Here is a 25,465-nt window from a genome sequence, read left to right as displayed (position 1 = left end):
AAGTGCAATCCGGCTGACGTCACGCCGCCTTGGCTACATGATATTCCTTGATCGCGACCATCTTGATCGCTGGAAAACGCTCGGATTCATAACGCAGCGAGAACGCGTCCTGCGCCAGAAACACCGGATCGCCATCGAGATCGCGGGCGATATCACCGCGCTTGACGTTGAGGAACTTGTCCATTTCCGCCGGCTGATCGGAAGAAATCCAGCGGCAAACCGAAAAGCGCGACATTTCGAAGGAGACCGGCAGGCCGTATTCGCCCATCAGCCGTTCCTTCAACACGTCGAGCTGCAGCGCGCCGACGACGCCGACGATGGCCGGCGAGCCGTCTTCCGGCGAGAAAAGCTGCACGACGCCCTCTTCCGCCATCTGCTGCAGGGCTTCCTTCAGCTTCTTCGCCTTCATGGCGTCCTCTAGTCGCACGCGGCGCAGGATTTCCGGCGAGAAGTTCGGTACACCCTGAAAGACGAGGTTTTCACCCTCGGTCAGCGTATCACCGATGCGCAGCGTGCCGTGGTTGGGAATGCCCACCACATCGCCCGCAAAGGCGGTATCGGCCAGCTGGCGCTGCGAGGCGAAGAAAAATTGCGGCGCGGTGAGCCCCATCAGCTTGCCGGTGCGTGCCAGGCGCGCTTTCATGCCGCGCTCCAGCTTGCCGGAGCAGATACGGGCGAAAGCGATGCGGTCGCGGTGGTTCGGGTCCATATTGGCCTGAATCTTGAAGACGAAGGCCGTCATCTTGTCTTCGGCCGCATGCACGGTGCGGGTATCCGCCACCTGATCGCGCGGCGGCGGTGCGAAATCGCCAAGCGCATTGATGAGGTCACGCACACCGAAATTGCGCAGCGCCGAACCAAAAAACACCGGCGTCATATGGCCTTCGAGAAAAGCCTGGCGGTCAAAGGGACGGCAGGCTTCCAGCGCCAGTTCCGTCTCCTCGACAAAAACCTTGCGTTCGTTTTCCGGCAAACGGTCGGCAACTGCCTGCGGGCCGTTGACCGAAAGGCCTTCCACCTGCGTATCATTGCCGCGAAAGGTGTTTTCGGCGAGATTATAAGCGCCACAGAAGCTCTTCGCCCGACCGACCGGCCAGGTGATCGGCGCGGTATCGAGCGCCAACTTTTCCTCGACCTCATCCAATATCTCGAATGGGTCGCGGCTTTCACGGTCCATTTTATTGATGAAGGTGATGATCGGAATATCGCGCATGCGGCAGACTTCGAAAAGCTTCAGCGTGCGCGGCTCGATGCCCTTGGCAGCATCGATGACCATGATCGCCGCATCCACCGCCGTCAGGGTGCGATAGGTATCGTCGGCGAAGTCTTCGTGGCCGGGCGTATCGAGAATGTTGAAGACCCGATCGTTATATTCGAAGGTCATGACCGAGGTGACGACCGAAATGCCGCGTTCACGCTCGATCTTCATCCAGTCCGAACGGGTCTGGATGCGGTCCTTCTTCGCCTTCACCTCGCCGGCAAGCTGGATCGCTCCGCCGAACAGCAGCAGCTTTTCGGTAAGCGTGGTCTTACCCGCATCCGGGTGCGCGATAATAGCAAAGGTGCGGCGGCGGGAGACCGCCTCGGCAAGTGTTTCGGCCATCTGACAAATCCTGTGAATTGCGGGCTATCTAGCGGTTCAGGCCCGCATTTGCAATTGACCTCGCCGCGATCTCGGCAAACTAATGCCGCATGACCATTCAAAACGACAATCGCCCCCCTCTTCGCCTCGTCCGCCTTGCCCATGGCGCTGGCCTCGATCTGCCCTCTTATGAAACCGGCGGCGCCGCCGGCATGGACCTGCGCGCTGCGGTGCTCGCAGGTGAACCGCTGACTTTGCAGCCGGGCGAACGGGCGCTGGTGCCGACCGGTTTCGTTTTCGAGGTTCCGCAAGGCTATGAGGCGCAGATCCGCCCCCGCTCCGGCCTCGCCATCAAGAACGGCATCACCTGCCTCAATTCCCCTGGCACGGTGGACAGCGACTATCGCGGCGAGGTGAAGGTCATTCTCGCCAATCTGGGGCAGGATGATTTCACCATTGAGCGCGGCATGCGCATCGCGCAAATGGTGATCGCGCCGGTGACGCAGGTGACCGTTCTCGAGGTGACGGAAACTTCGGAAACCGCGCGCGGCACCGGTGGTTTCGGTTCGACGGGGCTTTAATCTGCAAGCCCGCATGATCCGATTGTTTTGATCCGGCAATTTCGCTATGGATTCAGCGGATTTTCTGGGAATACGATCATGACGCTGACGACCATTCTTGCCTACGCCACCGCCCTTTTCATCGCCGCGGCCATTCCCGGTCCAGGCATGACGGCGATTGTGGCGCGGGCACTCGGCTCGGGCTTTCGCGAAACCTTCTTCATGGGCCTCGGTTTGATACTGGGCGACATGATCTACCTCACCGCCGTGATTTTGGGGCTCGCCTTTGTGGCGCAGACCTTTCAGGAAGCCTTCATGGTCCTGAAATTCGCCGGCGCGGCCTATCTGCTCTATATCGCCTGGAAGCTCTGGACCGCCGGTCTGCTGCCGCAGGATCTGAAGGCCAAAAAAAGCTCCAGCATCTCCATGTCTTTCCTGTCCGGCCTTTTGATTACGCTCGGCAATCCAAAAACCATGCTGTTTTATGTAGCGCTGGTGCCGACGCTGATCGATATCCGCATGATCGGACCATCGGAATATGCGACACTTCTTGCCCTCACCTTCGTTGTGCTGATGGCTGTTCTCCTGCCTTACATTCTGCTTGCGGCCAAGGCGCGCAACCTGTTGAAACGGCCGAGCGCCTTGACGATCCTCAACCGTACGGCGGCCGCCATTCTGGCCGGAACGGCGACTATGATCGCAATCCGCAGCACGTAAAACAAATTCGTGCATTTGTGCGATTTATCGTGAAATTATTCCCGCAATTCAGAGATATTAGGACGAACGTTCGCTAGCTTGCGGAAGCTATTGCTCCTATTCTGCCGCTCACTTCTTGCGGTAGTTTCACAGGAGAGCATCATGCCCGAAGCCAGAAAGCCCGGACGCGGACGCGTCTATTCCTCGATCACGGAAACAATCGGCGATACCCCGATCGTGCGGCTCGACAAGCTGGCAAAGGAAAAGGGCGTGAAGGCCAACCTGCTCGCCAAGCTGGAGTTCTTCAACCCCATCGCTTCCGTGAAGGACCGCATTGGCGTTGCCATGATCGAAGCACTCGAGGCGCAAGGAAAGATTACCCCCGGCAGGACCACGCTGGTGGAGCCGACCTCGGGCAATACGGGCATCGCGCTCGCCTTCGCCGCCGCCGCCAAAGGTTACAAGCTGATCCTCACCATGCCGGAAACCATGTCGGTTGAACGCAGGAAGATGCTGGCGCTGCTGGGTGCCGAACTGGTACTGACCGAAGGCCCGAAGGGCATGAAGGGCGCCATCGCCAAGGCGCAGGAACTGGCAGAGACCCTGCCCGACGCCATCATTCCCCAGCAATTCGAGAACCCTGCCAATCCGGATATTCACCGCAGGACAACGGCGGAAGAAATCTGGAACGACACCGACGGCACGGTCGATATCCTCGTTTCCGGCATCGGAACCGGCGGCACGATTACCGGCACAGGTCAGGTTCTGAAATCCCGCAAGCCCGAAGTGAAGGTGATCGCGGTCGAGCCCGCCGACAGCCCGGTTCTTTCCGGCGGCAATCCCGGCCCGCACAAAATTCAGGGCATCGGCGCCGGCTTTGCACCCGCCATCCTCGACACCGGTGTCTATGACGAGATCGTCACCGTGACCAATGACGAGGCGTTTGAAATCGCGCGTCTGGCGGCACGGCTCGAAGGCGTGCCGGTCGGCATCTCCTCGGGTGCGGCACTGGCGGCGGCCATCAAGGTTGGCGCGCGTGAGGAAAATGCCGGCAAGAACATCGTCGTCATTATTCCCTCCTTCGCGGAACGCTATCTTTCGACCGCGCTTTTCGAAGGACTTGGGCTTTAAGTTACTTTGTCGAGCGCGGCGCGGTTGCGCCCAATTAACCGATATCCCGATGTGCCGCCCGCCCCGCTGGCGGCACATCGCTTTTTGCGGGTAAGACCCGAAGGGCAAGCCTCTAGGCCGCGGCCGTCAACCTTTCCCCCGCGATCCGGTAGGACACGGCTTCCGCCACATGAATACGGCCAACCGTCTGCTTGCCGTCCAGATCGGCGAGCGTGCGGGCAACCTTGAGAATGCGATGATAACCGCGTGCGGAAAACTTCAGCCGCTCGGCGGCGTCGCGCAGCAATTGCAGCCCGGATGCATCCGGTTCGGCATATTTTTCGATAAGCGCCGTTGTGCAGCGGGCATTGGTGCGGAGGGACGGGAACCCCGCCGCCGCATAGCGCTCCTGCTGCGCAAGTCGCGCCTGGGCGACACGGGCGGCAACCACTGCACTCGGCTCGGATACGACGGGTCGGATGAGATCGGTAGCGGAAACGGCGGGAACGTCGATGCGAATATCGATGCGATCCAGCAGCGGACCGGAAATGCGGGCCTGATAATCAGTCACACAACGCGTACCTCTGGCACAGGTGAAGCCCGGCTCTCCTGCCATGCCACAGCGGCAAGGGTTCATGGCCGCAACAAGTTGGATTTCTGCGGGATAGCTGACGCGATGATTGGCCCTTGCGATGATACATTCGCCGGTTTCCAGCGGCTGGCGCAGCGCATCCAGCACCTGCGGCGAAAATTCCGGGAATTCATCCAGAAACAGGACGCCGTGATGGGCAAGCGAGGCCTCACCCGGTCTGGCGCGCAACCCACCGCCGATCAGCGCCGCCATGGTGGCGGAATGGTGCGGCGTGCGGAACGGTCTGCGGTCCGAGAGCTTACCGCCCGATAATTGGCCGGCGATGGAATGCACCATCGACACTTCCAGCAGTTCCGCCACCCCCAGCGGCGGCAGGATGGAAGGCAAGCGGGAGGCGAGCATGGACTTGCCCGAACCGGGCGGCCCGACCATCAGCAGATTATGGCCCCCGGCAGCCGCTACCTCCAAAGCGCGCCGCGCGCTTTCCTGTCCCTTGATATCGGACAGATCCGGCAGATTGACCGGATTGGCGCGGATGGCGGGTGAGGGGCGTGACAGAAGCTGGGTGCCGCGAAAATGATTGGCGAGCGCAATGAGGCTGCGCGGCGCGAGAATATCGATGCCGGCGCCGGCCCAGGCAGCTTCGGGCCCGCTTTCAGCCGGGCAGATCAAGCCCTTGCCAAGCGCATTGGCGCCGATGGCCGCCGGCAGCGCACCCGAAACCATGCCGATCGTACCATCGAGATTGAGTTCGCCGAGAACCACATATTGGCTGAGCGCTTCCGCCGGTATGGCGCCCAGAGCAGCCATGAGACCAAGAGCAATGGGAAGATCGAAATGCGATCCTTCCTTGGGCAGATCGGCAGGAGCCAGATTGACGGTGACTTTTTTAGCCGGCAAGGCCAGACCCGAGGCATGCAGGGCGGCCTGCACGCGCTCGCGGCTTTCAGCCACCGCCTTGTCCGGCAGGCCGACAATCTGGATGCCGATCTTTCCGGGCGCGACCATGACCTGCACCTCAACGGGCACGCCCTCTATGCCCTGAAATGCGACCGTATTGACCCGTGCCACCATGGCCTGCCCCCGCAAACCGGCCGCATCATCGGAACTTCATGTTCCATGGCGACCACCCGCAAGCAACGTGCCACAGAGCAAAGAATAAAACAAGAACACCTAGAGAACAATTTCTCGCAGGCGATGTATTTTAGTTGTATCGAGTTGTACGCATGGAACAAACCGGGAGCGATTGAAATCGCTTCAGAAATCCTGAGTGTCGCGTTTTTTCTCGATCGCGTCCCACAGCAGGCTCGCCACATCGGCGCCGCCGAATTTGCGCACTTCACGAATGCCGGTCGGTGAGGTGACGTTGATTTCCGTCAGATAATCGCCAATCACATCGATACCGACGAAGAGGAAACCACGCTCGCGGAGGGCGGGACCGATGCGGCGGCAGATTTCCTTTTCCCGCGCCGTCAGTTCCGTCGGCTCCGGCCGGCCACCGGCATGCATGTTGGAGCGGGCGTCGTTTTCCGCCGGCACGCGGTTGATCGCGCCCACCGGCTCGCCATCCACCAGCAGGATACGCTTGTCGCCCTTGCGGACGTCAGGCAGGTATTCCTGGGCGATATAGGGTTCGCGGAACATCTGGCCGAACATTTCCAGCAGGGAAGAGAAATTGCGGTCGTCACGCGCCGAATGGAAGACGCCCGCGCCGCCATTGCCGTAAAGCGGCTTGAGGATGATATCACCCATCTCATTGCGGAAGCGGGCGATCTCAGACACGTCCTTGGTGATCAGCGTCTTCGGCATCAGATCGGCGAATTCCGTGACGAAGATCTTCTCCGGCGAATTGCGCACCCAGGCGGGATCATTGACCACCAGCGTCTTGGGATGAATACGCTCCAGCAGATGGGTAGAAGTGATATAGGCCATATCAAAAGGTGGATCCTGACGCAGATGGATGACATCCATGGTCGAAAGATCGACCCGCTCCGGCTCCGACAGCGAGAAATGGTCGCCCTTGATGTCGCGCAGTTCCATCTGCTCGACGGTTGCGTAAATCTTGCCATCACGCATGGAAAGGCGCTCGGGCGTATAATGGAACAGCCGGTATCCGCGCGCCTGCGCCTCAAGGCTCATGGCGAAGGTGGAGTCGCCGGCAATATTGATGCCGGAGACATGATCCATCTGGATCGCGACGTTCTTGATCTTCGCCATGCACATGTTCCTCTTGCAGCATGCGGACGCTTCGCTGGTCCGCCCTGCCCATTGCTCCGTCTTTTCAAGCTTCCCGGCAGGACCGGAAAAGACCCCGGAAATGCTTCAGAAAACCCTGAAGATGTAGGGCAGCGACCGTTCAAAGGCAACTGCTGCAAGCGGTGGTTCGTGTGAGTTTTATTGAACCTTCACAATTCCGCCGGCGGAGCCGCGCAGACCCGCCGGCCGGAGGTAAAAACAGGGTTCAGGCCGCGAGCTTGTAGGAGCGGCCGGCAAACAGCTTGTTCTTGACGCGATAGGCGAAAGCCAGTGCAGTGGGGAAAGGACGGCGCATGAAGGCGACCTTGCGAACATAATCGTCCACCCGCCAGGTGGCCCATGTTCCAGCCGGGAAATAGGCGACGTCCCCGACCCGGAGGATGCTGACCGAACCGTCTTCGGCGGTCACATGCACCTCGCCTTCCAGAATATAGACGGTTTCATCCCAGCCGAAGAACCAGCGGAATTCGCCTGCCGTGCAATCCCACATGGCGGTGCTGGAGGCACGGTCGCCACTTCGGGAATGGTCCGCCGCGCGGGCCAGAGGGGCGCCGGAGATGATCCATTCGGGATTGATGGGGGCCGGCTGAAGCCGCAGATCGGTGCAGGAGGCGCTGACGACCGTTTCGTCTTTTCGTCTGCGCAGATAGGCCGGCAATATCGGCACCGTGCGGATTGCCATGGTTGCGGCCGCAGCGAACATCATTTTGAACGACATATGAGAAAACCCCCGTGAAATATTGGAGGTCTTCTATCATCGGGATCGTAACAAAGCGGTTTTGACAATAGGCGCAATTTTAGTCATCGCGCCGATTTCGGCGATGTGCTCAGGCCGTCGCCAGCTGAGCGGACTGCACACCGAGCTGCTCCGCCTTGCCGGCAATGCGCTTGCCGGTTTCGCTGGAGAAGAAATGCAGCTTTTCAGGCGCGATCGTCACCGAAAGCGCGGCGGGAACATCGACATCCGGCGGGAAAGCAATTGTCAGGTTCTGGTCGCCGATCACGCCGTGGATGAGGCGTTGGGAACCCAGCTCCTCGGTATAATCAACCCGGAGTGCAAAACCCTGCTCACCTGCCGCAGCGAGACGGAAATCCTCCGCCCGCATGCCCACCGTCACCGGCCCGGAGGCGGGCGCGAAACCATTGAGCGCAAATAGCGACGGGCCGATGGCGAGGCTATCACCATGCAATTCGGCATTCAGCAGGTTCATGGCGGGGGAGCCGATGAAGCTTGCGACGAAGGTGGAGGCAGGAGTGTGATAGACATCGAGCGGCGCGCCGATCTGTTCGATGCGACCGCCATTCAGCACGACCAGACGATCGGCCAGCGTCATGGCCTCCAGCTGGTCGTGAGTGACATAGATGGAAGTCGTGCCAAGGCGCTTCTGCAGACGCTTGATTTCACCGCGCATGGAAACACGCAGCTTGGCATCGAGGTTGGACAGGGGCTCATCGAACAGGAAGGCGGCAGGCTTGCGCACGATGGCGCGCCCCATGGCGACACGCTGCCGCTGACCGCCGGAAAGAGCGCGCGGCTTGCGGTCCAGATAGGGTTCGAGCTGCAGCATGCGCGCTGCTTCGGCCACACGCGCATCGATTTCCGTCTTCGCTGTCTTGCGGTTCTTCAACCCGTATTCCAGGTTCTCGCGCACTGACATATGCGGATAAAGCGCGTAGTTCTGGAATACCATGGCGATATCGCGATCGGCCGGATCGGTCTGGTTGACGACCCGATCGCCGATCTTCACCGTACCCTCGGAGATATCCTCAAGGCCGGCGACCATGCGCAGAAGCGTGGACTTGCCGCAGCCGGAGGGGCCGACGAGAACGATGAACTCGCCGTCCCGGATGTCGATATCGACGTGATGCACGGCGCGCACGCCGCCATGGTAATCCTTGCAGACCTGACTGATTTCTATCGCGGCCATTTCGGTCTCCTTATTTATCGCTTTCGGTCAGGCCCTTGATGAACCAGCGCTGGAAGATGACGACGATCAGCACCGGCGGCAGCATGGCCAGGACGGCGAGCGCGAAAGCTTCGTTGTAATCGGGAATTTGCGAACCGACCCAGACCTGCAGGATCGACTTGATGCCGCGCATCAGGGTGAAGAACTTCTCGTCCGTCGTCATCAGCATGGGCCAGAGATACTGGTTCCAGCCATAAACGAACATGATGATGAAGATCGCCGCCATCATGGTGCGCGAAAGCGGGATGAGTATGTCGATGAAGAACTTGACCGGACCCGCGCCATCAATGCGGGCGGCTTCCAGCAATTCCTCCGGAACGGATTTGAAAAACTGCCGGAAATAGAAGGTGCCGGTGGCCGAGGCGAGAAGGGGCACGATGAGGCCGGTATAGGAATTCAGGAGGCCGAGTTTGCTCATCACCTCATAAGACGGCATGATGCGCACTTCGAGCGGCAGCAGCAGCGTGGTGAAAATGATCCAGAAGGCAAGCGTCGCAAACCGGAACCGGAAATAGACGATCGCATAGGCCGCCGTCATCGACAGGACGATCTTGCCGACAGCAAAACCGATGCCGAGGATCAACGAATTGAGCACCATATTGAGACCGGTGACCTGCCCGGTGAAGCCGCCCTTCTGCGTCAGGACCTTCTCGTAGGTCTCCACGAAGTTATTACCCGGCACGATCGTCAGACCACTGCGGTGGATTTCCGCCGCCGTATGGGTGGATGTCATGAATGCCACGACAACGGGCAGTATCAGGAACAGCGCGCCAATGATCAGCACCAGATGGTCGAGGGGTTTTGTCTTGTACATGGTCTTTTCCCTCAATTGTAATGGATACGCTTTTCGATGAAGCGGAACTGGATGATCGTGAGCACGAAGACGACCAGCATCAGGATGACGGACTGGGCCGAGGAACCACCGATGTCATTGCCGCGGAAACCATCGAGAAACACCTTGTAGACCAGCGTGATAGGATTATCCGCCGCCTTATCCTTCACCATCACGTCGATGACGCCGAAGGTATCGAACAGCGCGTAGGTGATGTTGATGATGAGCAGGAAGAAAGCCGTGGGCGCAAGAAGCGGCATAATGACGGTCCAGAACCGTCGGAAACCAGAGCGGCAATCGATGGCCGCGGCTTCGCGCACGGAAACCGACACGCCCTGAAGGCCGGACAGAAAAAAGATGAAATTATATGGGATCTGCTTCCAGACAGCGACGACGATCATGGCAAAGGCGGTATCGAAGTAGTTGAGACCGACCTTCATGTCCCAGCCGAAGACCGCGGCCAATTTGACGAACGGCCCGATATGCTGGTCGAAAAGCATCATGCCGATAAGACCCGCGACCGGCGGTGCAATGGCATAGACGGAAATCAGCAATGTCTTGTATGTCGAACTGCCGCGAATGACCGCATCGGCCTTGACGGCAAGCAACAGGCCGAGCGCCAGCGAAAAGAAGGTCACCAGCACGGTGAAGACCACCGTAAATTTGGCGATGCTGAGATATTCCGGGTTGAATATCGCGTCCGAATAATTGGCAAAACCCACAAAGGATGCGCCGAAGCCGAAGGGATCTTCGATATAAAATGATGATTGCACGGCCTGAACGGATGGCCAGTAAAAGAAGATGAAGATCACCGCGAGCTGCGGCGCCAGAAACAGATAGGGCACGTAGGACGAGGAGAACTGCACGCGCTTCATGCCGGCTTCAGCGGGCCTGGCGGGTTTTCCAGCCTTTGCGGACCAGCCGGACAAAAACCGGCGCGGTTGAGACGATGTATAGGCCACGCTTGCGCCTCCTTATCCAGAAGCGAGCCTCCCTTCGTCGGAAAGGAGGCTCGACAACGATCATTGGTTTCGAAAAGATCGATCAGCCGGCCGTCTTGGCGAAACGGGCCAGCAGGTCGTTGCCTTCCTTCTCGATGATCTCGAAAGCAGCCTTCGGCGTCACTTCGCCCGAGAAGATGCGGTTATATTCACGTTCCATGACGGCGCGGATCTGCGGGTAGAAACCGAGGCGGTAACCCTTGGACCACTCGCCACCCGGCAGCGATAGCTGCTGGATACCGACTTCGGCGACCGGCTTCTCCTTGTAGTAGCCTTCAGCCTTGGCCTTTTCGTAAGCGGCCTTGGTGATGGCGACGTAACCGGTTGCCTTGTGGTAGAAGACCTGGATTTCCGGCGAGGTCAGGAACTGGAAGAAGTCGGCCACGCACTTGTTTTCGGCTTCAGACTTGCCCGACATTGCGAAAAGAGCAGCGCCGCCGATGAAGGAGTTGGTGCCAGCGCCCTTGATGGAACCCCAGTAGGGAAGGAAGGTTGCCGAGAACGGCATGGTCGCCGTCTTCTGCAGGCCGCCGAAGGAACCCGAAGAACCGATCCAGAGCGCAACCTTGCCTTCTTCGAAGGGCTTCTGGTTATCGTTCCAGCCGGCGCCGTAATAGGCGAACAGGCCCTTGTCCTTCCAGTCTTTCAGCTTTTCGAACATCATGACGAGGTTCGGGTCGGTTACCTTGAGCTTGGTGTCGGTGACGCTGTCGTAACCGTTATTGTTGCTGGCGAACTGGATGTTGTTGCGGGAGAAGAAGTTCTCCGTGAACTGCCAGGTCAGCTGAGACTGGACGAGCGGGATATAACCGGCTTCCTTCAGCTTCGGTGCAACCTTTTCGAACTCTTCCCAGGTCTTCGGCGCCTCGACGCCGGCCTTCTTCAGGGCTTCGTCGTTGATGTACATGATCGGAGCGGAGGAGTTGAACGGCATGCCGACAAATTTGCCGTCAGCGGCAGCGTAGAAATAACGCACGCCGTTGATGAAGGCGTCACGGTCGAACTTGTAACCGGCCTTGTTGATGAGGTCTTCGGCAGGAATGACCGCGCCCTTGGCGTTGATGATGGTGGCGGCACCGGCGTCAAAAACCTGGAGGATGTTCGGTTGCTCGCCCGAACGGAAAGCAGCGATGCCGCTGGCCAGCGCTTCTTCGTAGGAGCCCTTGGAAACCGGCGTCAGAGCGCATTCCTTCTGGGCTTCATTGAACTTCTGTGAAACTTCGTTGATGACTTCGCCGTTACGGCCACCCATGCCGTGCCACCAGGTGATGTTGGTCGCAGCCATAGAAGACGTTGCCGAAATGCTGACCGCCACTGCGGCCATGGAAATCTTCTTCAACATTACTAATTCCTCTCCACCATTTATTGGGATGAGGATGCGAATAGAGGGGTTCCATGACGCCTCTTTGACAGTTCCGTGTCAGATTTATTACAGCGCGTGCCGACAATCTCAGCCGGCTATACGATTTATGGGTCGTGCTGGATTTCCCACGACCGTTGCACCCGCCGGCACATTGCGCGTCACCACCGAACCGGCGCCGACAATTGCACCGTCACCGATGGTGATACCGGCCAGAATGATCGCTCCGCCGCCGATCCAGACATCGCGGCCGATCGTGACAGGCTTTGCGATTTCAATCCCCTGCGCGCGCGGAACCGGATCAAGATGGTGTTCCGCACAATAGATCTGTACGGAGGGGCCGAGCATCGCGCCATCGCCTATCATGACCTTCGCAGAATCGAGAATGGTGCAGCCGGCATTGAGATAGACATTCCTGCCGAGCATAATGTTGAAACCGTAGGCGCAATGAAAAGGCGCCTCGATAAATGCACCTTCGCCCACGGAGGCAAAAAGTGCGCGCAGCAGCGGCCCGATGGCGCCGCGCTCATCCGGCGGCATGGTATCGTGCTGGTGAACCGCCCGGCGCGCATGCCAGCGCAACACATCCAGCTCGCCATCCATGCAGCTGTACCATTCGCCCGCAGCCATCTTTTCCCGCTCGGTAGGCATTGCGTTCCCCCTCTGCCTCAAAAAGCGTCGATAAAATGCTGCGGCAGGCGTCGCGGCAGAATGGCGATGATATCGAAGCGCAGCGAAAACCGCGCAGCATCCTTGCGACGAGAGAGCCAGAGACCGGCAGCCGCCCGGATGCGCTGCTGCGAATGGAAACCGACGGCATCCACCGCGCTGCTACCGGAAGCGCGCGCCTTGACCTCGATGATGGCGACAAGATCCTTCTTGCGGGCGATGAGGTCGATTTCCCCCAATCGGGTTCGATACCGAATGGCGAGAATGCGATACCCCTTCAGCAGCAGATAGAGTGCAGCCCAATATTCGGCAGCATGGCCGCGCCGCTCGGCTTTCCGCCTTTTATCGCTCTGCCCGTCAGCGCCCATCCATTTCCTTCATATCCAGCAGCCTTTGATAAAGCTCCTTGCGCGGCAGGCCAGTCAGCTTTGCCGCTTCGCCGGCAGCCTTGGCGGCGGACATGGTTGCGACGAGATCCTTCAGGAGCTTCTCGACATCCTCGATATCGGGAATTTCGTCATAGGACGGAGGCTCCACCAGCAGCACGATCTCGCCCTTCACCACGCGGTCGCCATCGTAATAATCCGCAAGCTCGCCGAGCGTACCACGCCGGAATTCCTCGAACGTCTTGGTCAGTTCGCGACAAACCACGGCGCGACGGTCGCGGCCCAGCACTTCCGTCGCCACCTTGAGGGACGCGCCGATGCGACGCGGCGATTCAAAAAAGATCAAAGTCGCGGGGATTTTGGCAAGCTCGGCAAAACGGTCGCGCTTGCCGCGATCCTTGACCGGCAGGAAACCCGCAAACAGGAAAGCGTCGCTCGGCATGCCCGAGCCGACAAGGGCGGCAAGCGGCGCTGACGCCCCCGGCACCGGCACGACACGATGCCCGGCCTCAAGCGCCAGCTGGCCGAGGCGGTAACCGGGATCGGACACCAGCGGCGTTCCGGCATCCGATACCAGCGCCACGGATTTTCCGGCCTCCAGCGCGGCGACGAGCTTCGGCCCCGCTTCATTGGCATTGTGTTCGTGATAGGCGAGCGGGCGCGTGCGGATGCCGTAGCGTTCAAGCAGGATGCGGGTGACGCGGGTATCCTCACAGGCGAGAACATCGGCCGAGGCCAGTGTTTCCAGCGCGCGGATGGTGATATCGCCGAGATTGCCGATAGGGGTGGCGACGAGGTAAAGCGCCGGCTCCAGCGGCCGGGCCGGAATGGTGGCCGGGCCTATCCTGAATTCCTTCGCTGCCTGTCTGGCATCGCTGCTCGATATTTCCTGCGTCACACGGCTTCCAATCATTCTGGCCGATCCTTGCCGGCCGGTCGCTCCGGTTTTCCCCTTTATGGGCAATAGAAAACCGGCGAACAAGGTCCATCGGCGGCCCCAACCTGTGGATCATGTTGTATAGCAGCAAAATGAGCCGAGGCAGATGCACTCGGCTCTTGCATTTTCTGCAATAACTCTGCCATTTTGCCCGTCCACATTGTCCGGCTTTTTGCCGGTGAAGACTCTTCTTGCCGATCCGGCGGTGGCCGGTTCGCAACGGTTGAAAGCGGTAGCGTCCATGCGTATTACTCTTGAGCGGTCGAACCTTCTGAAATCGCTGAACCACGTCCACCGGGTTGTCGAGCGTCGCAACACGATCCCGATCCTGTCCAACGTGCTGCTGCGCGCCTCCGGCGCCAATCTGGACATGAAGGCGACCGACCTCGATCTCGAAATCACCGAAGCGACACCAGCCATGGTGGAACAGGCGGGCGCTACGACCGTTCCGGCGCACCTGCTTTACGAAATCGTGCGCAAGCTGCCGGATGGTTCCGAAGTGCTTCTGGCCACCAACCCGGACGGCTCCTCCATGACCGTTGCCTCCGGCCGCTCGAAATTCTCGCTGCAATGCCTGCCGGAAGCGGATTTCCCTGACCTGACCGCCGGCACCTTCAGTCACACCTTCAAACTGAAGGCGACCGATCTGAAGATGCTGATCGACCGGACGCAGTTTGCGATTTCGACCGAAGAGACACGTTATTACCTGAACGGCATTTTCTTCCACACCATCGAAAGCAATGGCGAGCTGAAGCTGCGCGCCGTCGCTACGGACGGCCACCGCCTGGCGCGCGCCGATGTGGATGCGCCCTCCGGCTCCGAAGGCATGCCGGGCATCATTATTCCGCGCAAGACCGTCGGTGAACTGCAGAAGCTGATGGACAATCCGGAACTGGAAGTCACAGTCGAAGTCTCGGATGCGAAGATCCGCCTGGCCATCGGCTCGGTCGTGCTGACCTCGAAGCTGATCGACGGCACCTTCCCCGACTACCAGCGCGTGATCCCGACCGGCAACGACAAGGAAATGCGCGTCGATTGCCAGACCTTCGCCCGGGCCGTGGACCGTGTTTCGACGATTTCGTCCGAGCGCGGCCGCGCCGTGAAGCTGGCGCTAACTGACGGCCAGTTGACGCTGACCGTCAACAATCCCGATTCGGGAAGTGCTACCGAAGAAGTGGCCGTTGGTTACGATAATGATTCGATGGAAATCGGCTTCAATGCCAAATACCTCCTCGACATCACGTCGCAGCTTTCCGGCGAGGATGCGATTTTTCTGCTGGCGGATGCGGGTTCGCCGACGCTGGTACGCGATACCGCCGGCGACGATGCACTGTATGTTCTGATGCCGATGCGCGTTTAAAACGGCTGTTTTTTGCCAATTCAAACAAAAACGCCGGTGGATCGCTCCCTCGGCGTTTTTTTGATTCGGTTATCGCGCGTTTCAAACGATAACCGAATTTTTCCAGTTACGACATTTTGCCTTGTTTTTGCGCCAAATGGGATCAACAGTACGTAACCGTTTTTTGACAATGACCAAAATGTATCCGAGGGGAATTATGGCACTTAACCTGAAGCAACGCCTTGAACAAAAATTTGAAGAAGAAATCCGCTTTTTCAAAGGCATGGTCAGCCAGCCGAAAAAAGTCGGCGCCATTGTCCCGACATCGTCCATCACCGCAAAAAAAATGGCGAGTGTCATCAATCCCCATTCCGGCCTGCCGGTTCTGGAACTCGGTCCCGGCACCGGCGTCATAACCAAGGCCATTCTGGCGCGCGGCATCAAGCCGGAGAACCTGACAGCCATCGAATATTCAACCGATTTCTACCATCAGCTGCTAAGAAGTTATCCGGGCGTCAACTTCGTCAATGGTGACGCCTTCGATCTCGATGCGACCCTTGGCGAGCACAAGGGTCAGATGTTCGACAGCGTTATTTCCGCCGTGCCGATGCTGAATTTTCCGATGGCTGCCCGCATCAAGCTTCTCGACGAATTGCTGAAGCGCGTGCCGCACGGCCGACCCGTGGTGCAGATATCCTACGGTCCGATTTCCCCGATCGTCGCGCAGCCGCACCTCTACCATATCCGCCATTTCGATTTCATCGTGCGCAATATTCCGCCAGCGCAATTGTGGACCTATACGCGGGCCTGACCACTCGACAGAATGGGTAAGACCGTCATTTCCCGGTCGTGACGGATGGTTAGGGTGTTGGTTTGCCCTTTCCATTGCCTTTGAGGATCGGTTTCATGCATGCGCTCTACATCACCCATCCCCAGGTCAAGATCGATCCGGCAGTTCCCGTCCCGGAATGGGGGCTTTCGGAAAGGGGTGCTGAACGGGCGCGCGAGGCGAGCCGCCTCCCCTGGGCGAAGGCATTGCAGCGCATCGTTTCCAGCGCCGAAACCAAGGCGATCGAAACCGCCCGTATTCTTGCCGAGACATCGGGCGCGGAGATAGAGATCATCGAGGCGATGCATGAAAACGACCGGTCCGCCACTGGTTTCCTGCCGCCGCCGGAATTCGAGAAGGCGGCGGACTGGTTCTTCTCTCACCCTAAGGAGAGTTTTCACGGCTGGGAGCGGGCAATCGATGCGCAGGCGCGGATCGTCGGGGCTGTCAAAGCCGTTCTCGACCGGCATGACCCATGGCAGCCGATCGCCTTTGTCGGCCATGGCGGTGTGGGCACACTTCTGAAATGCCACGTCGAGGGCTGCGGCATCAGCCGCACCAAGGACCAGCCGCCGGGCGGCGGCAATCTTTTCCGCTTTTCCATCGCCGAGTTTTCACTTGCAGCCGCGTCCCCCACATGCGACTGGACGGCAATGGAAACATGGCAGGGATAAGACAATGACCGCGCGCGAAAAACTCATCATCGGGCTCGATGTTCCGACTGTGCAGCAGGCCGAAGACATCGTGTCGAAAATCGGCGACGAGGTTCTCTTCTACAAGATCGGCTATCAGCTCGTATTTGCCGGCGGTCTCGAATTCGCGCGTGATCTTGTCCAGAGCGGCAAGAAGGTCTTTCTCGACATGAAGCTGCTCGATATCGACAATACCGTCGCATCCGGTGTCGAAAATATCGCCCGCATGGGCATGTCGATGCTGACCCTGCATGCCTATCCCAAAGCCATGCGCGCTGCCGTCAAGGCGGCGGAAGGCTCCGGCCTTTGCCTATTGGGCGTCACCGTGCTGACCTCCATGGATGACAGCGATCTCGCCGAAGCCGGTTACGCCTCCGACGCCCGTTCGCTGGTGTTGCGCCGGGCGGAACAGGCGCGCGAGGCGAGCATGGGCGGCATCGTCTGTTCGGCGGAAGAATCGACCGCCGTGCGCGAAATTCTCGGCCCCGACCTTGCCGTGGTCACCCCCGGCATTCGCCCGGCCGGCGCCGATCTCGGCGATCAGAAGCGTGTGATGACGCCCTATGACGCCATCAAGGCCGGTTCGAGCCATCTGGTCGTCGCCCGCCCCATCGTCAGGGCAGAAGACCCGAAAGCGGCGGCTCGCGCCATTCTGGACGATATGCTGCGCGCCAGCTTTCCGGCCAATCAGTAACGGTAACTGGAGGAGACGACATGCCCAAGGGATATTGGATCGCCCGCGTCGATGTGCGCGACAGCGAGCGCTACAAGGACTATGTCACCACGGCAAAGCCGGCTTTTGAGCGGTTCGGCGCCAATTTTCTGGCACGCGGCGGTTCGGTGACCGAGTTGGAAGGCAAGGCGCGCGCGCGAAACGTGGTCATCGAATTTCCGTCGGTACAGCACGCCATCGATTGCTATAATTCTCCCGAATACCAGGCGGCCGCCAAAATCCGCCAGGAAGTCGCGGATGCGGAGATGATGATCGTCGAAGGAATTTGACGGTCGTCAACCGCATTTGCCAAACTTGCCTCAGGCCTTGCGACAACCTCTCTTCACGCGCGCGCGGCTTTGGGCTAAGAGACTGAAAAACGCTTTATCGACAGCTTCTGAGGAGCCTCCCATGACCTTGGCCAACCTTCCACCCCTCGTCACCGTTTTCGGCGGTTCGGGTTTTGTCGGGCGGCACGTCGTGAGAATGCTCGCCAAGCGCGGTTATCGCATCCGCGTCGCCGTGCGCCGCCCCGATCTTGCCGGCTTTCTGCAGCCGCTTGGCAATGTCGGCCAAATTTCCTTCGCCCAGGCCAACCTGCGTTATCGCGACTCCATCGTAAAAGCCGTTGAAGACGCGGATCATGTGGTCAATTGCGTCGGCATCCTGGCGGAAAGCGGCCGCAACACTTTTGATGCCGTGCAGGAATTCGGCGCGAAAGCCATTGCCGAAGCGGCCCGCGACGCCGGCGCCACGCTGACGCATATTTCCGCCATCGGTGCAGACGCCAATTCGAAGACCGGTTATGGCCGTACCAAGGGCCGTGCCGAAGCCGCCATCCATGCCGTGCTGCCCGGCGCCGTGATCCTGCGTCCGTCGATCATTTTCGGACCGGAAGATGATTTCTTCAACAAGTTCGCCAAGATGGCCCGCAACCTGCCGTTCCTGCCGTTGATCGGCGGCGGAAAAACAAAATTCCAGCCTGTTTATGTCGAGGATGTATCTGAAGCCGTCGCGCGCAGCGTCGATGGCAAGCTTAAGCCCGGCGCAATTTATGAACTCGGCGGCCCTGATGTCATGACCTTCCGTGACTGTCTCGAGGCCGTTCTAGCCGCGACCTATCGCGAGCGTTCCTTCGTCAACCTGCCCTTCGGCGTGGCCTCGATGATCGGCAAGCTCGCATCGCTGGTGCCGCTGATTGCGCCGCCCCTGACGCCCGATCAGGTGACCATGCTGAAAAAGGACAATGTCGTTTCCGCTGAGGCAGAAAAGAACGGCCTGACGCTGGAAGGCATCGGCATCACCCCCGTTCGTGTCGCTTCGGTTCTGCCGTCCTATATGGTGCAGTATCGTCCGCACGGCCAGTTCTCGAATGCGGGCAAGGCTGCCTGAAGGCCGACCTGTAGCGTCAATGATTTAAATGAAAGCGGGAGCCATTCCCGCTTTTTGTTTTGGTGCAATTCAATTGCAACCAAACCGCTATTCGTGCATTTCCCCCTCAACTACGGGGGAGGTGCAGACTGGGCGACGGCGGAGTTGGAAGGCCGGGGAAAAGTTAACGTCCGTGCGGTCTCGGCACGCAAGCGTGGCACAAGCGCAACTGTGGAAAAGACTTCGCATTAACCCGGTATTCAACAAGCTGCTTTATTGATATTCGCCACATTCCAAACATATCCCGAACCCTCAATTCACACACGGCGGCATGATCCGCGCGAACGAACGTCTGAAAGGCAATCATAAAATGGGCAGATCTATCGCACTCTTTTTTGCGTGTGCGGCTTTGGTGGTTCTGGCGGGTTCTTTCATGGCGCCGGGAACGGTTGCGGCAGGCAAGAGCGGTTGCGCTCCCGCCTATGGCGTCGACCCCTGCGCAACGGCTTCGATCAGCGCCAACTGATCGGCCTTTACAGGTTTCAAACAAAAAGCGCCGCCGGTTCTCCGGGGCGCTTTTTGTTTTTCGGTTCGATATGAAAATTCGGCTCAGCCGATAACCAGAAGCGCGACAAGACCCAGCGCACCAATGACGATACGCCACCAGGCGAAGGGCGCAAATCCACGTCGCGATACGAAATCCAGCAGCGAGCGCACGACGAAGAGGCCGGAAACGAAGGCAGCGATGAAGCCCACGGCAATCAGGGCACTGTCATCAAAGCTCAGCGCATCACGGTTTTTGTAGAGATCGAGCACAAACGCGCCGAGCATCGTCGGCATCGCCAGAAAAAACGAAAATTCAGCGGCGGAACGCTTGTCCGTGCCCATCAGCAGCGCTCCGACAATGGTGGCGCCGGACCGCGAGGTCCCGGGAATCATCGCAAGGCACTGGAAAAGACCGATCTTGAAGGCGAGAGACGGCGGGTAGTCCATGATGTCGGTATATTTCGGCTTTAATGGCATGCGGTCGACCGCGAGCAAAATGAAGCCACCGATGATCAACACGACGCAAATGAGCATCGGCGTTTCGAACAGCACCGTCTTGATGAAGTCATGGGCGAGAGCGCCGATCACCGCCGCCGGCAGGAAGGCGACGAGAACCGCAAGCACGAAACGGCGCGCCTTGGCACTGGTCGGCATCGCCACGGCGATCGATACAAGCTTTTGAAAATAAACAAGAAGGATCGCGAGGATCGCACCGAGCTGGATGAGAACGGCGAAAGTGTTGCCCGGCGACTTGAAGCCAAGGAAATGCCCGGCCAGCAGCACATGCGCCGTGGAGGAAACGGGAATAAACTCCGTCAGACCCTCGATAATGCCCAGCAGAAGCGCGCTGATGATCGATTGGTCACCCATGAGGTATCCTTCTTTTCAGGGGGAAAGCGTGAATGGAAAGCAATTGCGTTAAACTTGTTTTAAAGTAGCCAAGCTCTTATAGCGTCTTGATGAAGCGAAACTGAAAAAGTTTTCCGGCAAATGCCGATCATGACAACCAATCGTAAAAATTGAGTACCGATGCCAACTCTCTATCACTCCCCGATGTCGACCGCATCCCGGTTCGTTCGTCTGATCCTTGCAGAATACGGGTTCCAGACCGATCTCGTGGAGGAGCAGCCGTGGGAAAGACGGCGGGAGTTTCTGGCGCTCAATCCGGCCGGCACCCTGCCGGTCTATCTCGATGACAATATGCGCTCCCTCAGCGGGCCTTACGTGCTGGCCGAATTTCTTGACGAAACGCATGGGGTTTTGAAGCGCGACCGGCGGCTTCTGGCGGAAGACCCGTTTCAGCGCGCGGAAATCCGCCGCCTGACGGAGTGGTTTCTGCAGAAGATGGAAAATGACGTGACCCGGCCGCTGGTGCGCGAAAGGGTCTATAAATTGCAGATGACCGCGGCACAGGGTGGCGGGCCGCCGGATTCCAAGCTGCTGCGCACCGCCCGCAACAATATCCGCCAGCACATCAAATATCTGGAATGGCTTGCCGGTTCCCGCACCTGGCTTGCCGGCGATCGGTTGAGCTATGCTGATCTTGCTGCGGCTGCCGCCGTTTCGGTGCTGGATTATCTCGGCGAGATCAACTGGCTTGAAGCGCCTATTGCCAAGGAATGGTACCAGCGGCTGAAATCCCGGCCCTCCTTCCGGCCGTTTCTCAGCGAACGCATTCCACGTCTTGCCCCCTCTTCCCACTACGCCGATCTGGATTTCTGAGGTCCGGCCTTCCGGTTATTTGCTGCGGCGTGCGGCTGTATTTAAAGCATGTCGTTTTCCCGAAACCGCTGCACACTTTCGGGCGACATGCACTATATATGCCGCAGAATAAGCCTCGGGAGAAACGACCATCGACGTTGCCAGCGACAAGCAGCGGATACGCGCACGCAAACTGACGGATTTCGTTCGTCAGGAGGCGCTTTCGCTCGGCTTCGATCTGTGTCGCATCACGGCGCCCGACAGCATTCCGCTCGCACCGGAGCGGCTGCGGCAATTTCTCGACAATGGCTACCACGGCACCATGGCGTGGATGGAGGAAACCGAGGCGCGTCGGGCGGAGCCAAAAACGCTTTGGGGCGATGTGCGCTCCATCGTCATGTTCGGCCTCAATTACGGTCCGGACGAAGACCCGCGCGGCCTGCTTTCGAAACCGGACAAGGCGGCCATTTCGGTCTATGCCCGCAACCGCGATTACCATGACATCATCAAGGGGCGGCTGAAGGAAATCGCCACGCGCTTTGCCGCCCGCGCCGGTGAGGATGTGAAGGTCTTTGTCGATACCGCGCCAGTGATGGAAAAGCCGCTTGCCGCCGCCGCCGGTCTTGGCTGGCAGGGCAAGCACACCAATCTGGTCAGCCGCACCCATGGCTCATGGCTGTTTCTGGGCAGCATGTTCACCACCGCCGAGCTCTGTCTTGATGAGGCGGAGAAGGATCATTGCGGTTCCTGCCGCGCCTGCCTCGACGCCTGTCCCACGGCGGCCTTCCCCGCCCCCTATCAGCTGGATGCACGCCGCTGCATCTCCTATCTCACCATCGAGCACAAGGGACCGATCCCGCACGAATTCCGGCCGATGATCGGCAACCGTATCTATGGCTGCGACGATTGCCTTGCCGCCTGTCCGTGGAACAAGTTCGCGGCGAGCGCCTCCGAGATGAAGCTGCAGGCGCGCGAGGATCTGAAGGAACCATCCATCGCCTTTCTGCTGACGCTTGACGATGCCGCCTTTCGCAGCTTTTTCAGTGGCTCCCCCGTCAAGCGCATCGGCCGCAATCGCTTAATCCGCAATGTGCTCATCGCGGCGGGAAACTCTGCCGACCGGCAATTCGTGGAGCAATGCAAGGCACTTGCGGAGACCGACCCTTCTGCGGAAGTGCGCGGCATGGCCGCATGGGCTTTGTCGCGGCTTATGGACAGGGACGAATTCCGTACATACTCTGCCGGTCGCGCCCCGGAGAGTGATCCGGAAGCGGAAATGGAATGGCAACTGGCAGAGGCATGAACCATGCATGTGATGATTTTCGGCGCGGGATATTCGGGGAAAGCCATTGCCAACGCGCTGAAAACTGAAGCCGCAAGTATCTGCGGCACCACACGCAGCCAGGACAAGTTCGCAAACCTTGCCGCAGCAGGCCTGACGCCGTTACTCTTCGACGGCGCCCATCTCGATGACGATCTCATCGCCGCGATGGGTAAGGTCACCCATCTCGTGCAATCCATCGCTCCGGGCAAGGATGGCGATCCGCTGCTTGCGCTTCTTGGCGACGATCTGAAAAGGCTCCTGCCCAATCTGAAATGGGTGGCCTACCTTTCCACCGTCGGCGTTTATGGCGACCATCACGGCGCCTGGGTTGACGAGACGACACCCTGCCGCCCGGTTTCCGCGCGCTCCGTGGAACGGGTAATCGCCGAGGCCACCTGGACTGTGACAGCCCAGAAGGCAGATATGCCACTTTCCATCCTGCGCCTATCCGGAATTTATGGACCGGGACGCAATGCCTTCATGAATTTCGAGAAGGGAACGGCGCGACGGCTTGTGAAGAAGGATCAGGTGTTCAACCGTATCCGGGTCGAGGATATCGGCGCGGCACTCGCCTTTCTGGCACTGAAGAACGAACGCGGCATCTTCAACGTGACCGACGACGAACCCTGCCCACCGCAGGATGTGGTGAGCTTCGCGGCCGACTTAATGGGTGTTGTCCCCCCTGCTGAACAGGATTTCGAGACCGCCGATCTGACGCCGATGGCGCGCTCATTTTATGGCGAAAACAAGCGCGTTTCCAATGCCAAAATAAGGGAACTCGGCTTTGATTTCCGCTTTCCGGAGTATCGACAATCGCTGAAGCAATTATGGGAAAACGGCCTCTGGCGCGGCTGAAAACAACCCTGTCAAAAGCGATGAAAAATCCATCCAACGCCGTTTTGGCGGATAGTTTTCGTTGTATTTAAGAGAATTAAGACTTAATTAACTACGCCGAATCGCTAAAATCCTACTCATTGGAAAAATATTTCACTCACATTTCGTGAAGTGGATTCACGAAGCCGTGACTTGCAATAGCATTTCCTTTGATCGTTGATTTTGCATTATTTTTTCCGAGAATTGACTGGAACGGCCCTGCAACGCCTCTCCAGCTAATGATCACGAATGTTACGGCCTGTAACAGTTCGTGATTTGAGATCAGCTTTTTTTCGCCATTTTTCCCTCGCCCTACAATCTCGCATCAAAAGGCGTTCAGGCCAGTTCATGGCCGTTTAGCAAGGGCACAATCAATCGGCGCGGGGCCGATTTTCAGGGAAGCACAGTTTGTTGAATATCCGTCGTATAACTTTCACCGCTGCAACTATAGCCGCCTGTTCCATCATCGCGCCTCTTCAGGCGAATGCGGCAAATGGTTGTGGAGGCGCATCGTGGTATGCGTTGTCCTCCAAGACTGCTTCGGGCGAGCGCATGAACGCCGCCAACCTGACCGCCGCCCACCGCTCCCTGCGGTTCGGCACCAAGGTCAAGGTGACGAATGCCCGCAACGGCAAGGCCGTTGTGGTGCGCATCAACGATCGCGGTCCGTTCATCAAGGGTCGCGTTCTCGATCTCTCCAAGGCTGCAGCCAAGAACATCGGCATGATCAGCTCCGGCACTGCCAAGGTCTGCTACGAGATCGTCAAGGCCGATTGAGCCTTGCCCTCGCCGCCATTCGCGTCTACCAACCGGGCTTATCAGCAAGAAGAGGTAGACAATGCGTTTGGGCGGGCGTTTGGCCGGAGCAATCGAAGTATTGGCGGATATTGAGGGACGCAGGCGTCCAGTCGCCGATGCTCTGAAGGATTGGGGCCTTGCCCATCGTTTTGCCGGCTCCGGCGACAGGGCCGCCATCGGCAACATCGTCTACGACGCGCTGCGCATGAAACTGTCGCACGCCTGGCTGATGGATGACGACAGCGCCGCCTCGCTTGGTTATGCTGTGCTGCTGCGCCAATGGGGCAAAAGCTTTGCGGAACTGACGGCGGAATTCGACGGCGACAAATTCGCCCCCGCCACACCAGACGAACAAAGGCAACAGGCCTTTCTCTCCCGTTCTCTTGGTGACGCACCGGCCCATATTCAGGGCGATATTCCCGAATGGGTTCAATCCTCCTTCGAAACGGCTTTCGGGGAGCGCTGGCTCGCCGAGGCGCAGGCGCTGAACGAGCGACCGACGCTTGATCTGCGCGCCAACACGCTGAAAGCAACCCGCGACAAGGTTCTGAAGGCGCTTGAGGAAAGCGGTGCGGAAGCCACGCGGATTGCCCGACAGGGTGTGCGCATCCCCGCCGGCGAAGGCCCTTCCCGCCTGCCGAATGTCACAGCCGAACTCTCCTTCCAGAAGGGCTGGTTTGAAGTGCAGGATGAGGGATCGCAGATCGTTGCCGATCTCGCCGGCGCGCATGAGGGCGAACAGATTCTCGACTATTGCGCCGGTGGCGGCGGCAAGACGCTGGCCATGGCGGCCAGCATGAACAACAAGGGTCAGGTTCACGCCTTCGATGCCGACCGCAAGCGGCTCGCGCCGATCATCGAGCGGCTGAAGCGGGCCGGCACGCGCAACGTGCAGGTTCATGACCGCGCCGCCGGGCTTGCCCCCTTCCAAGGAAAATTCGATCGCGTTCTGGTGGATGCACCTTGCACCGGCACCGGAACATGGCGCAGACGGCCAGACACCAAATGGCGGCTGACGGCTCGCAATCTGGAGGAGCGCGTGCAGCAGCAGGGCGAAGCGCTTTCGCAAGCCAAGGGTTTCGTGCGGCCGGGCGGTGAGCTGCTTTATGTCACCTGTTCCGTTCTGCCCGAGGAAAATGAACAGCAGGTCAGGCGTTTTTGCGAGGAAAACACCGAATTCTCCATCGGCTCCGCTCTGGAGCGCTGGCAGACGACTTTTGGCGGTAATGCGAACAAACCGCACTCCTCCGATGGAAAGACAGTCACGCTGACGCCTGCAACCACAGATACGGACGGTTTCTTCTTCTGCTTGATGAAACGCAAAGCATAAAA

At 59.0% G+C, this 25,465-nt stretch carries 27 protein-coding genes and 2 pseudogenes; 15 read left to right on the top strand and 14 right to left on the bottom strand.

Features of this window, described 5'->3' with window-relative positions:
* Window positions 1-19 precede the first annotated feature (19 nt).
* The gene (locus tag CFBP5499_RS14940) at window positions 20-1,603 is read right to left on the bottom strand and encodes a peptide chain release factor 3 (RefSeq protein ID WP_080826754.1); all 1,584 of its coding nucleotides are present in this window, start codon (window positions 1,601-1,603) and stop codon (window positions 20-22) included.
* Between the two features lie 89 nt (window positions 1,604-1,692).
* Between CFBP5499_RS14940 and dut the strand changes: the two genes are divergently transcribed.
* The 3 genes from dut to cysK all read left to right on the top strand — a co-directional run bounded on the left by dut (window position 1,693) and on the right by cysK (window position 3,969).
* Window positions 1,693-2,163: a dUTP diphosphatase gene (dut, locus tag CFBP5499_RS14935; protein WP_080826755.1), complete on the top strand. Its 471-nt coding sequence runs from the start codon at window positions 1,693-1,695 to the stop codon at window positions 2,161-2,163.
* Window positions 2,164-2,241: 78 nt separating this feature from the next.
* Window positions 2,242-2,859: a LysE family translocator gene (locus tag CFBP5499_RS14930; protein ID WP_080826756.1), complete on the top strand. Its 618-nt coding sequence runs from the start codon at window positions 2,242-2,244 to the stop codon at window positions 2,857-2,859.
* A 141-nt stretch (window positions 2,860-3,000) separates the two neighbouring features.
* On the top strand, window positions 3,001-3,969 hold the full coding sequence (gene cysK, locus CFBP5499_RS14925; RefSeq protein ID WP_080826757.1) for a cysteine synthase A: 969 nt from the start codon (window positions 3,001-3,003) through the stop codon (window positions 3,967-3,969).
* A 112-nt stretch (window positions 3,970-4,081) separates the two neighbouring features.
* On the opposite strand, the gene CFBP5499_RS14920 is transcribed toward cysK, so the two are convergent.
* The 12 genes and pseudogenes from CFBP5499_RS14920 to CFBP5499_RS30045 form a co-directional block, all read right to left on the bottom strand.
* A complete protein-coding gene (locus tag CFBP5499_RS14920; RefSeq protein ID WP_080826758.1) occupies window positions 4,082-5,614 on the bottom strand; it encodes a YifB family Mg chelatase-like AAA ATPase in 1,533 nt (510 codons plus the stop codon).
* A 183-nt stretch (window positions 5,615-5,797) separates the two neighbouring features.
* Entirely contained in the window at window positions 5,798-6,757 is a 960-nt protein-coding gene (gshB, locus tag CFBP5499_RS14915) for a glutathione synthase (RefSeq protein WP_080826759.1), read from the bottom strand.
* 244 nt (window positions 6,758-7,001) lie between these two features.
* Entirely contained in the window at window positions 7,002-7,514 is a 513-nt protein-coding gene (locus CFBP5499_RS14910) for a cupin domain-containing protein (RefSeq protein WP_080826760.1), read from the bottom strand.
* A gap of 109 nt (window positions 7,515-7,623) precedes the next feature.
* The gene (locus CFBP5499_RS14905) at window positions 7,624-8,724 is read right to left on the bottom strand and encodes a sn-glycerol-3-phosphate import ATP-binding protein UgpC (protein ID WP_080826761.1); all 1,101 of its coding nucleotides are present in this window, start codon (window positions 8,722-8,724) and stop codon (window positions 7,624-7,626) included.
* Between the two features lie 10 nt (window positions 8,725-8,734).
* A complete protein-coding gene (gene ugpE, locus CFBP5499_RS14900) occupies window positions 8,735-9,577 on the bottom strand; it encodes a sn-glycerol-3-phosphate ABC transporter permease UgpE (RefSeq protein ID WP_080826762.1) in 843 nt (280 codons plus the stop codon).
* Between the two features lie 11 nt (window positions 9,578-9,588).
* Window positions 9,589-10,557 (bottom strand): ABC transporter permease subunit, encoded by a 969-nt coding sequence (locus tag CFBP5499_RS14895; protein ID WP_175416747.1) that lies wholly within the window; start codon window positions 10,555-10,557, stop codon window positions 9,589-9,591.
* 82 nt (window positions 10,558-10,639) lie between these two features.
* On the bottom strand, window positions 10,640-11,938 hold the full coding sequence (locus CFBP5499_RS14890) for an extracellular solute-binding protein (RefSeq protein ID WP_080826764.1): 1,299 nt from the start codon (window positions 11,936-11,938) through the stop codon (window positions 10,640-10,642).
* A 132-nt stretch (window positions 11,939-12,070) separates the two neighbouring features.
* Window positions 12,071-12,223, bottom strand: a pseudogene (locus CFBP5499_RS30895) (DapH/DapD/GlmU-related protein); the annotation flags it as partial.
* Between the two features lie 222 nt (window positions 12,224-12,445).
* A pseudogene (locus CFBP5499_RS30890) lies at window positions 12,446-12,586 on the bottom strand (maltose acetyltransferase domain-containing protein); the annotation flags it as partial.
* A gap of 38 nt (window positions 12,587-12,624) precedes the next feature.
* A complete protein-coding gene (locus CFBP5499_RS14880) occupies window positions 12,625-12,993 on the bottom strand; it encodes a YraN family protein (RefSeq protein WP_080826766.1) in 369 nt (122 codons plus the stop codon).
* Window positions 12,983-13,924, bottom strand: coding sequence for a 16S rRNA (cytidine(1402)-2'-O)-methyltransferase (gene rsmI, locus CFBP5499_RS14875; RefSeq protein ID WP_080826767.1), 942 nt, complete (start codon window positions 13,922-13,924; stop codon window positions 12,983-12,985). Before rsmI ends, CFBP5499_RS14880 begins: the two co-directional genes overlap by 11 nt.
* Window positions 13,925-14,020: 96 nt before the next feature.
* A complete protein-coding gene (locus CFBP5499_RS30045) occupies window positions 14,021-14,191 on the bottom strand; it encodes a hypothetical protein (protein WP_158523280.1) in 171 nt (56 codons plus the stop codon).
* Between CFBP5499_RS30045 and dnaN the strand changes: the two genes are divergently transcribed.
* From dnaN to CFBP5499_RS30040, 7 genes are all read left to right on the top strand, one after another.
* Window positions 14,190-15,308, top strand: coding sequence for a DNA polymerase III subunit beta (gene dnaN, locus CFBP5499_RS14870; RefSeq protein ID WP_080827511.1), 1,119 nt, complete (start codon window positions 14,190-14,192; stop codon window positions 15,306-15,308). The two genes, CFBP5499_RS30045 and dnaN, sit on opposite strands and share 2 nt — an antisense overlap.
* A gap of 196 nt (window positions 15,309-15,504) precedes the next feature.
* A complete protein-coding gene (gene pmtA / locus CFBP5499_RS14865; RefSeq protein ID WP_080826768.1) occupies window positions 15,505-16,098 on the top strand; it encodes a phospholipid N-methyltransferase PmtA in 594 nt (197 codons plus the stop codon).
* Window positions 16,099-16,193: 95 nt separating this feature from the next.
* Entirely contained in the window at window positions 16,194-16,790 is a 597-nt protein-coding gene (locus CFBP5499_RS14860) for a histidine phosphatase family protein (RefSeq protein WP_080826769.1), read from the top strand.
* 4 nt (window positions 16,791-16,794) lie between these two features.
* The gene (pyrF, locus tag CFBP5499_RS14855) at window positions 16,795-17,502 is read left to right on the top strand and encodes an orotidine-5'-phosphate decarboxylase (protein WP_080826770.1); all 708 of its coding nucleotides are present in this window, start codon (window positions 16,795-16,797) and stop codon (window positions 17,500-17,502) included.
* 20 nt (window positions 17,503-17,522) lie between these two features.
* On the top strand, window positions 17,523-17,810 hold the full coding sequence (locus CFBP5499_RS14850) for a DUF1330 domain-containing protein (protein WP_080826771.1): 288 nt from the start codon (window positions 17,523-17,525) through the stop codon (window positions 17,808-17,810).
* Between the two features lie 121 nt (window positions 17,811-17,931).
* Window positions 17,932-18,912, top strand: coding sequence for a complex I NDUFA9 subunit family protein (locus tag CFBP5499_RS14845; protein WP_080826772.1), 981 nt, complete (start codon window positions 17,932-17,934; stop codon window positions 18,910-18,912).
* A gap of 349 nt (window positions 18,913-19,261) precedes the next feature.
* On the top strand, window positions 19,262-19,417 hold the full coding sequence (locus CFBP5499_RS30040) for a hypothetical protein (protein ID WP_006310141.1): 156 nt from the start codon (window positions 19,262-19,264) through the stop codon (window positions 19,415-19,417).
* Window positions 19,418-19,500: 83 nt separating this feature from the next.
* Here the strand turns inward: CFBP5499_RS30040 and CFBP5499_RS14835 are convergent, their stop codons facing one another.
* Window positions 19,501-20,307 carry an undecaprenyl-diphosphate phosphatase gene (locus CFBP5499_RS14835; protein WP_080826774.1) on the bottom strand — a complete coding sequence of 269 codons (807 nt, stop codon included), beginning with the start codon at window positions 20,305-20,307 and terminating at the stop codon, window positions 19,501-19,503.
* Between the two features lie 159 nt (window positions 20,308-20,466).
* On the opposite strand from CFBP5499_RS14835, the gene CFBP5499_RS14830 reads away from it, so the two are divergent.
* From CFBP5499_RS14830 to CFBP5499_RS14810, 5 genes are all read left to right on the top strand, one after another.
* A complete protein-coding gene (locus CFBP5499_RS14830; RefSeq protein WP_080826775.1) occupies window positions 20,467-21,159 on the top strand; it encodes a glutathione S-transferase family protein in 693 nt (230 codons plus the stop codon).
* A 130-nt stretch (window positions 21,160-21,289) separates the two neighbouring features.
* Window positions 21,290-22,441, top strand: coding sequence for a tRNA epoxyqueuosine(34) reductase QueG (queG, locus tag CFBP5499_RS14825; protein ID WP_080826776.1), 1,152 nt, complete (start codon window positions 21,290-21,292; stop codon window positions 22,439-22,441).
* 3 nt (window positions 22,442-22,444) lie between these two features.
* On the top strand, window positions 22,445-23,317 hold the full coding sequence (locus tag CFBP5499_RS14820) for an SDR family oxidoreductase (RefSeq protein ID WP_080826777.1): 873 nt from the start codon (window positions 22,445-22,447) through the stop codon (window positions 23,315-23,317).
* A gap of 426 nt (window positions 23,318-23,743) precedes the next feature.
* Window positions 23,744-24,112: a septal ring lytic transglycosylase RlpA family protein gene (locus CFBP5499_RS14815; protein ID WP_010970798.1), complete on the top strand. Its 369-nt coding sequence runs from the start codon at window positions 23,744-23,746 to the stop codon at window positions 24,110-24,112.
* Window positions 24,113-24,173: 61 nt separating this feature from the next.
* Window positions 24,174-25,463, top strand: a complete 1,290-nt coding sequence (locus CFBP5499_RS14810) for an RsmB/NOP family class I SAM-dependent RNA methyltransferase (RefSeq protein ID WP_080826778.1) — start codon at window positions 24,174-24,176, stop codon at window positions 25,461-25,463.
* Window positions 25,464-25,465 lie beyond the last annotated feature (2 nt).

Origin of the sequence: Agrobacterium tumefaciens (genome assembly GCF_005221325.1) — a bacterium.
Taxonomy (GTDB): Bacteria; Pseudomonadota; Alphaproteobacteria; order Rhizobiales; family Rhizobiaceae; genus Agrobacterium.
The sequence above is the reverse complement of the archived record's forward strand: the minus strand, read 5'-3'. Positions and strand labels throughout refer to the sequence as shown.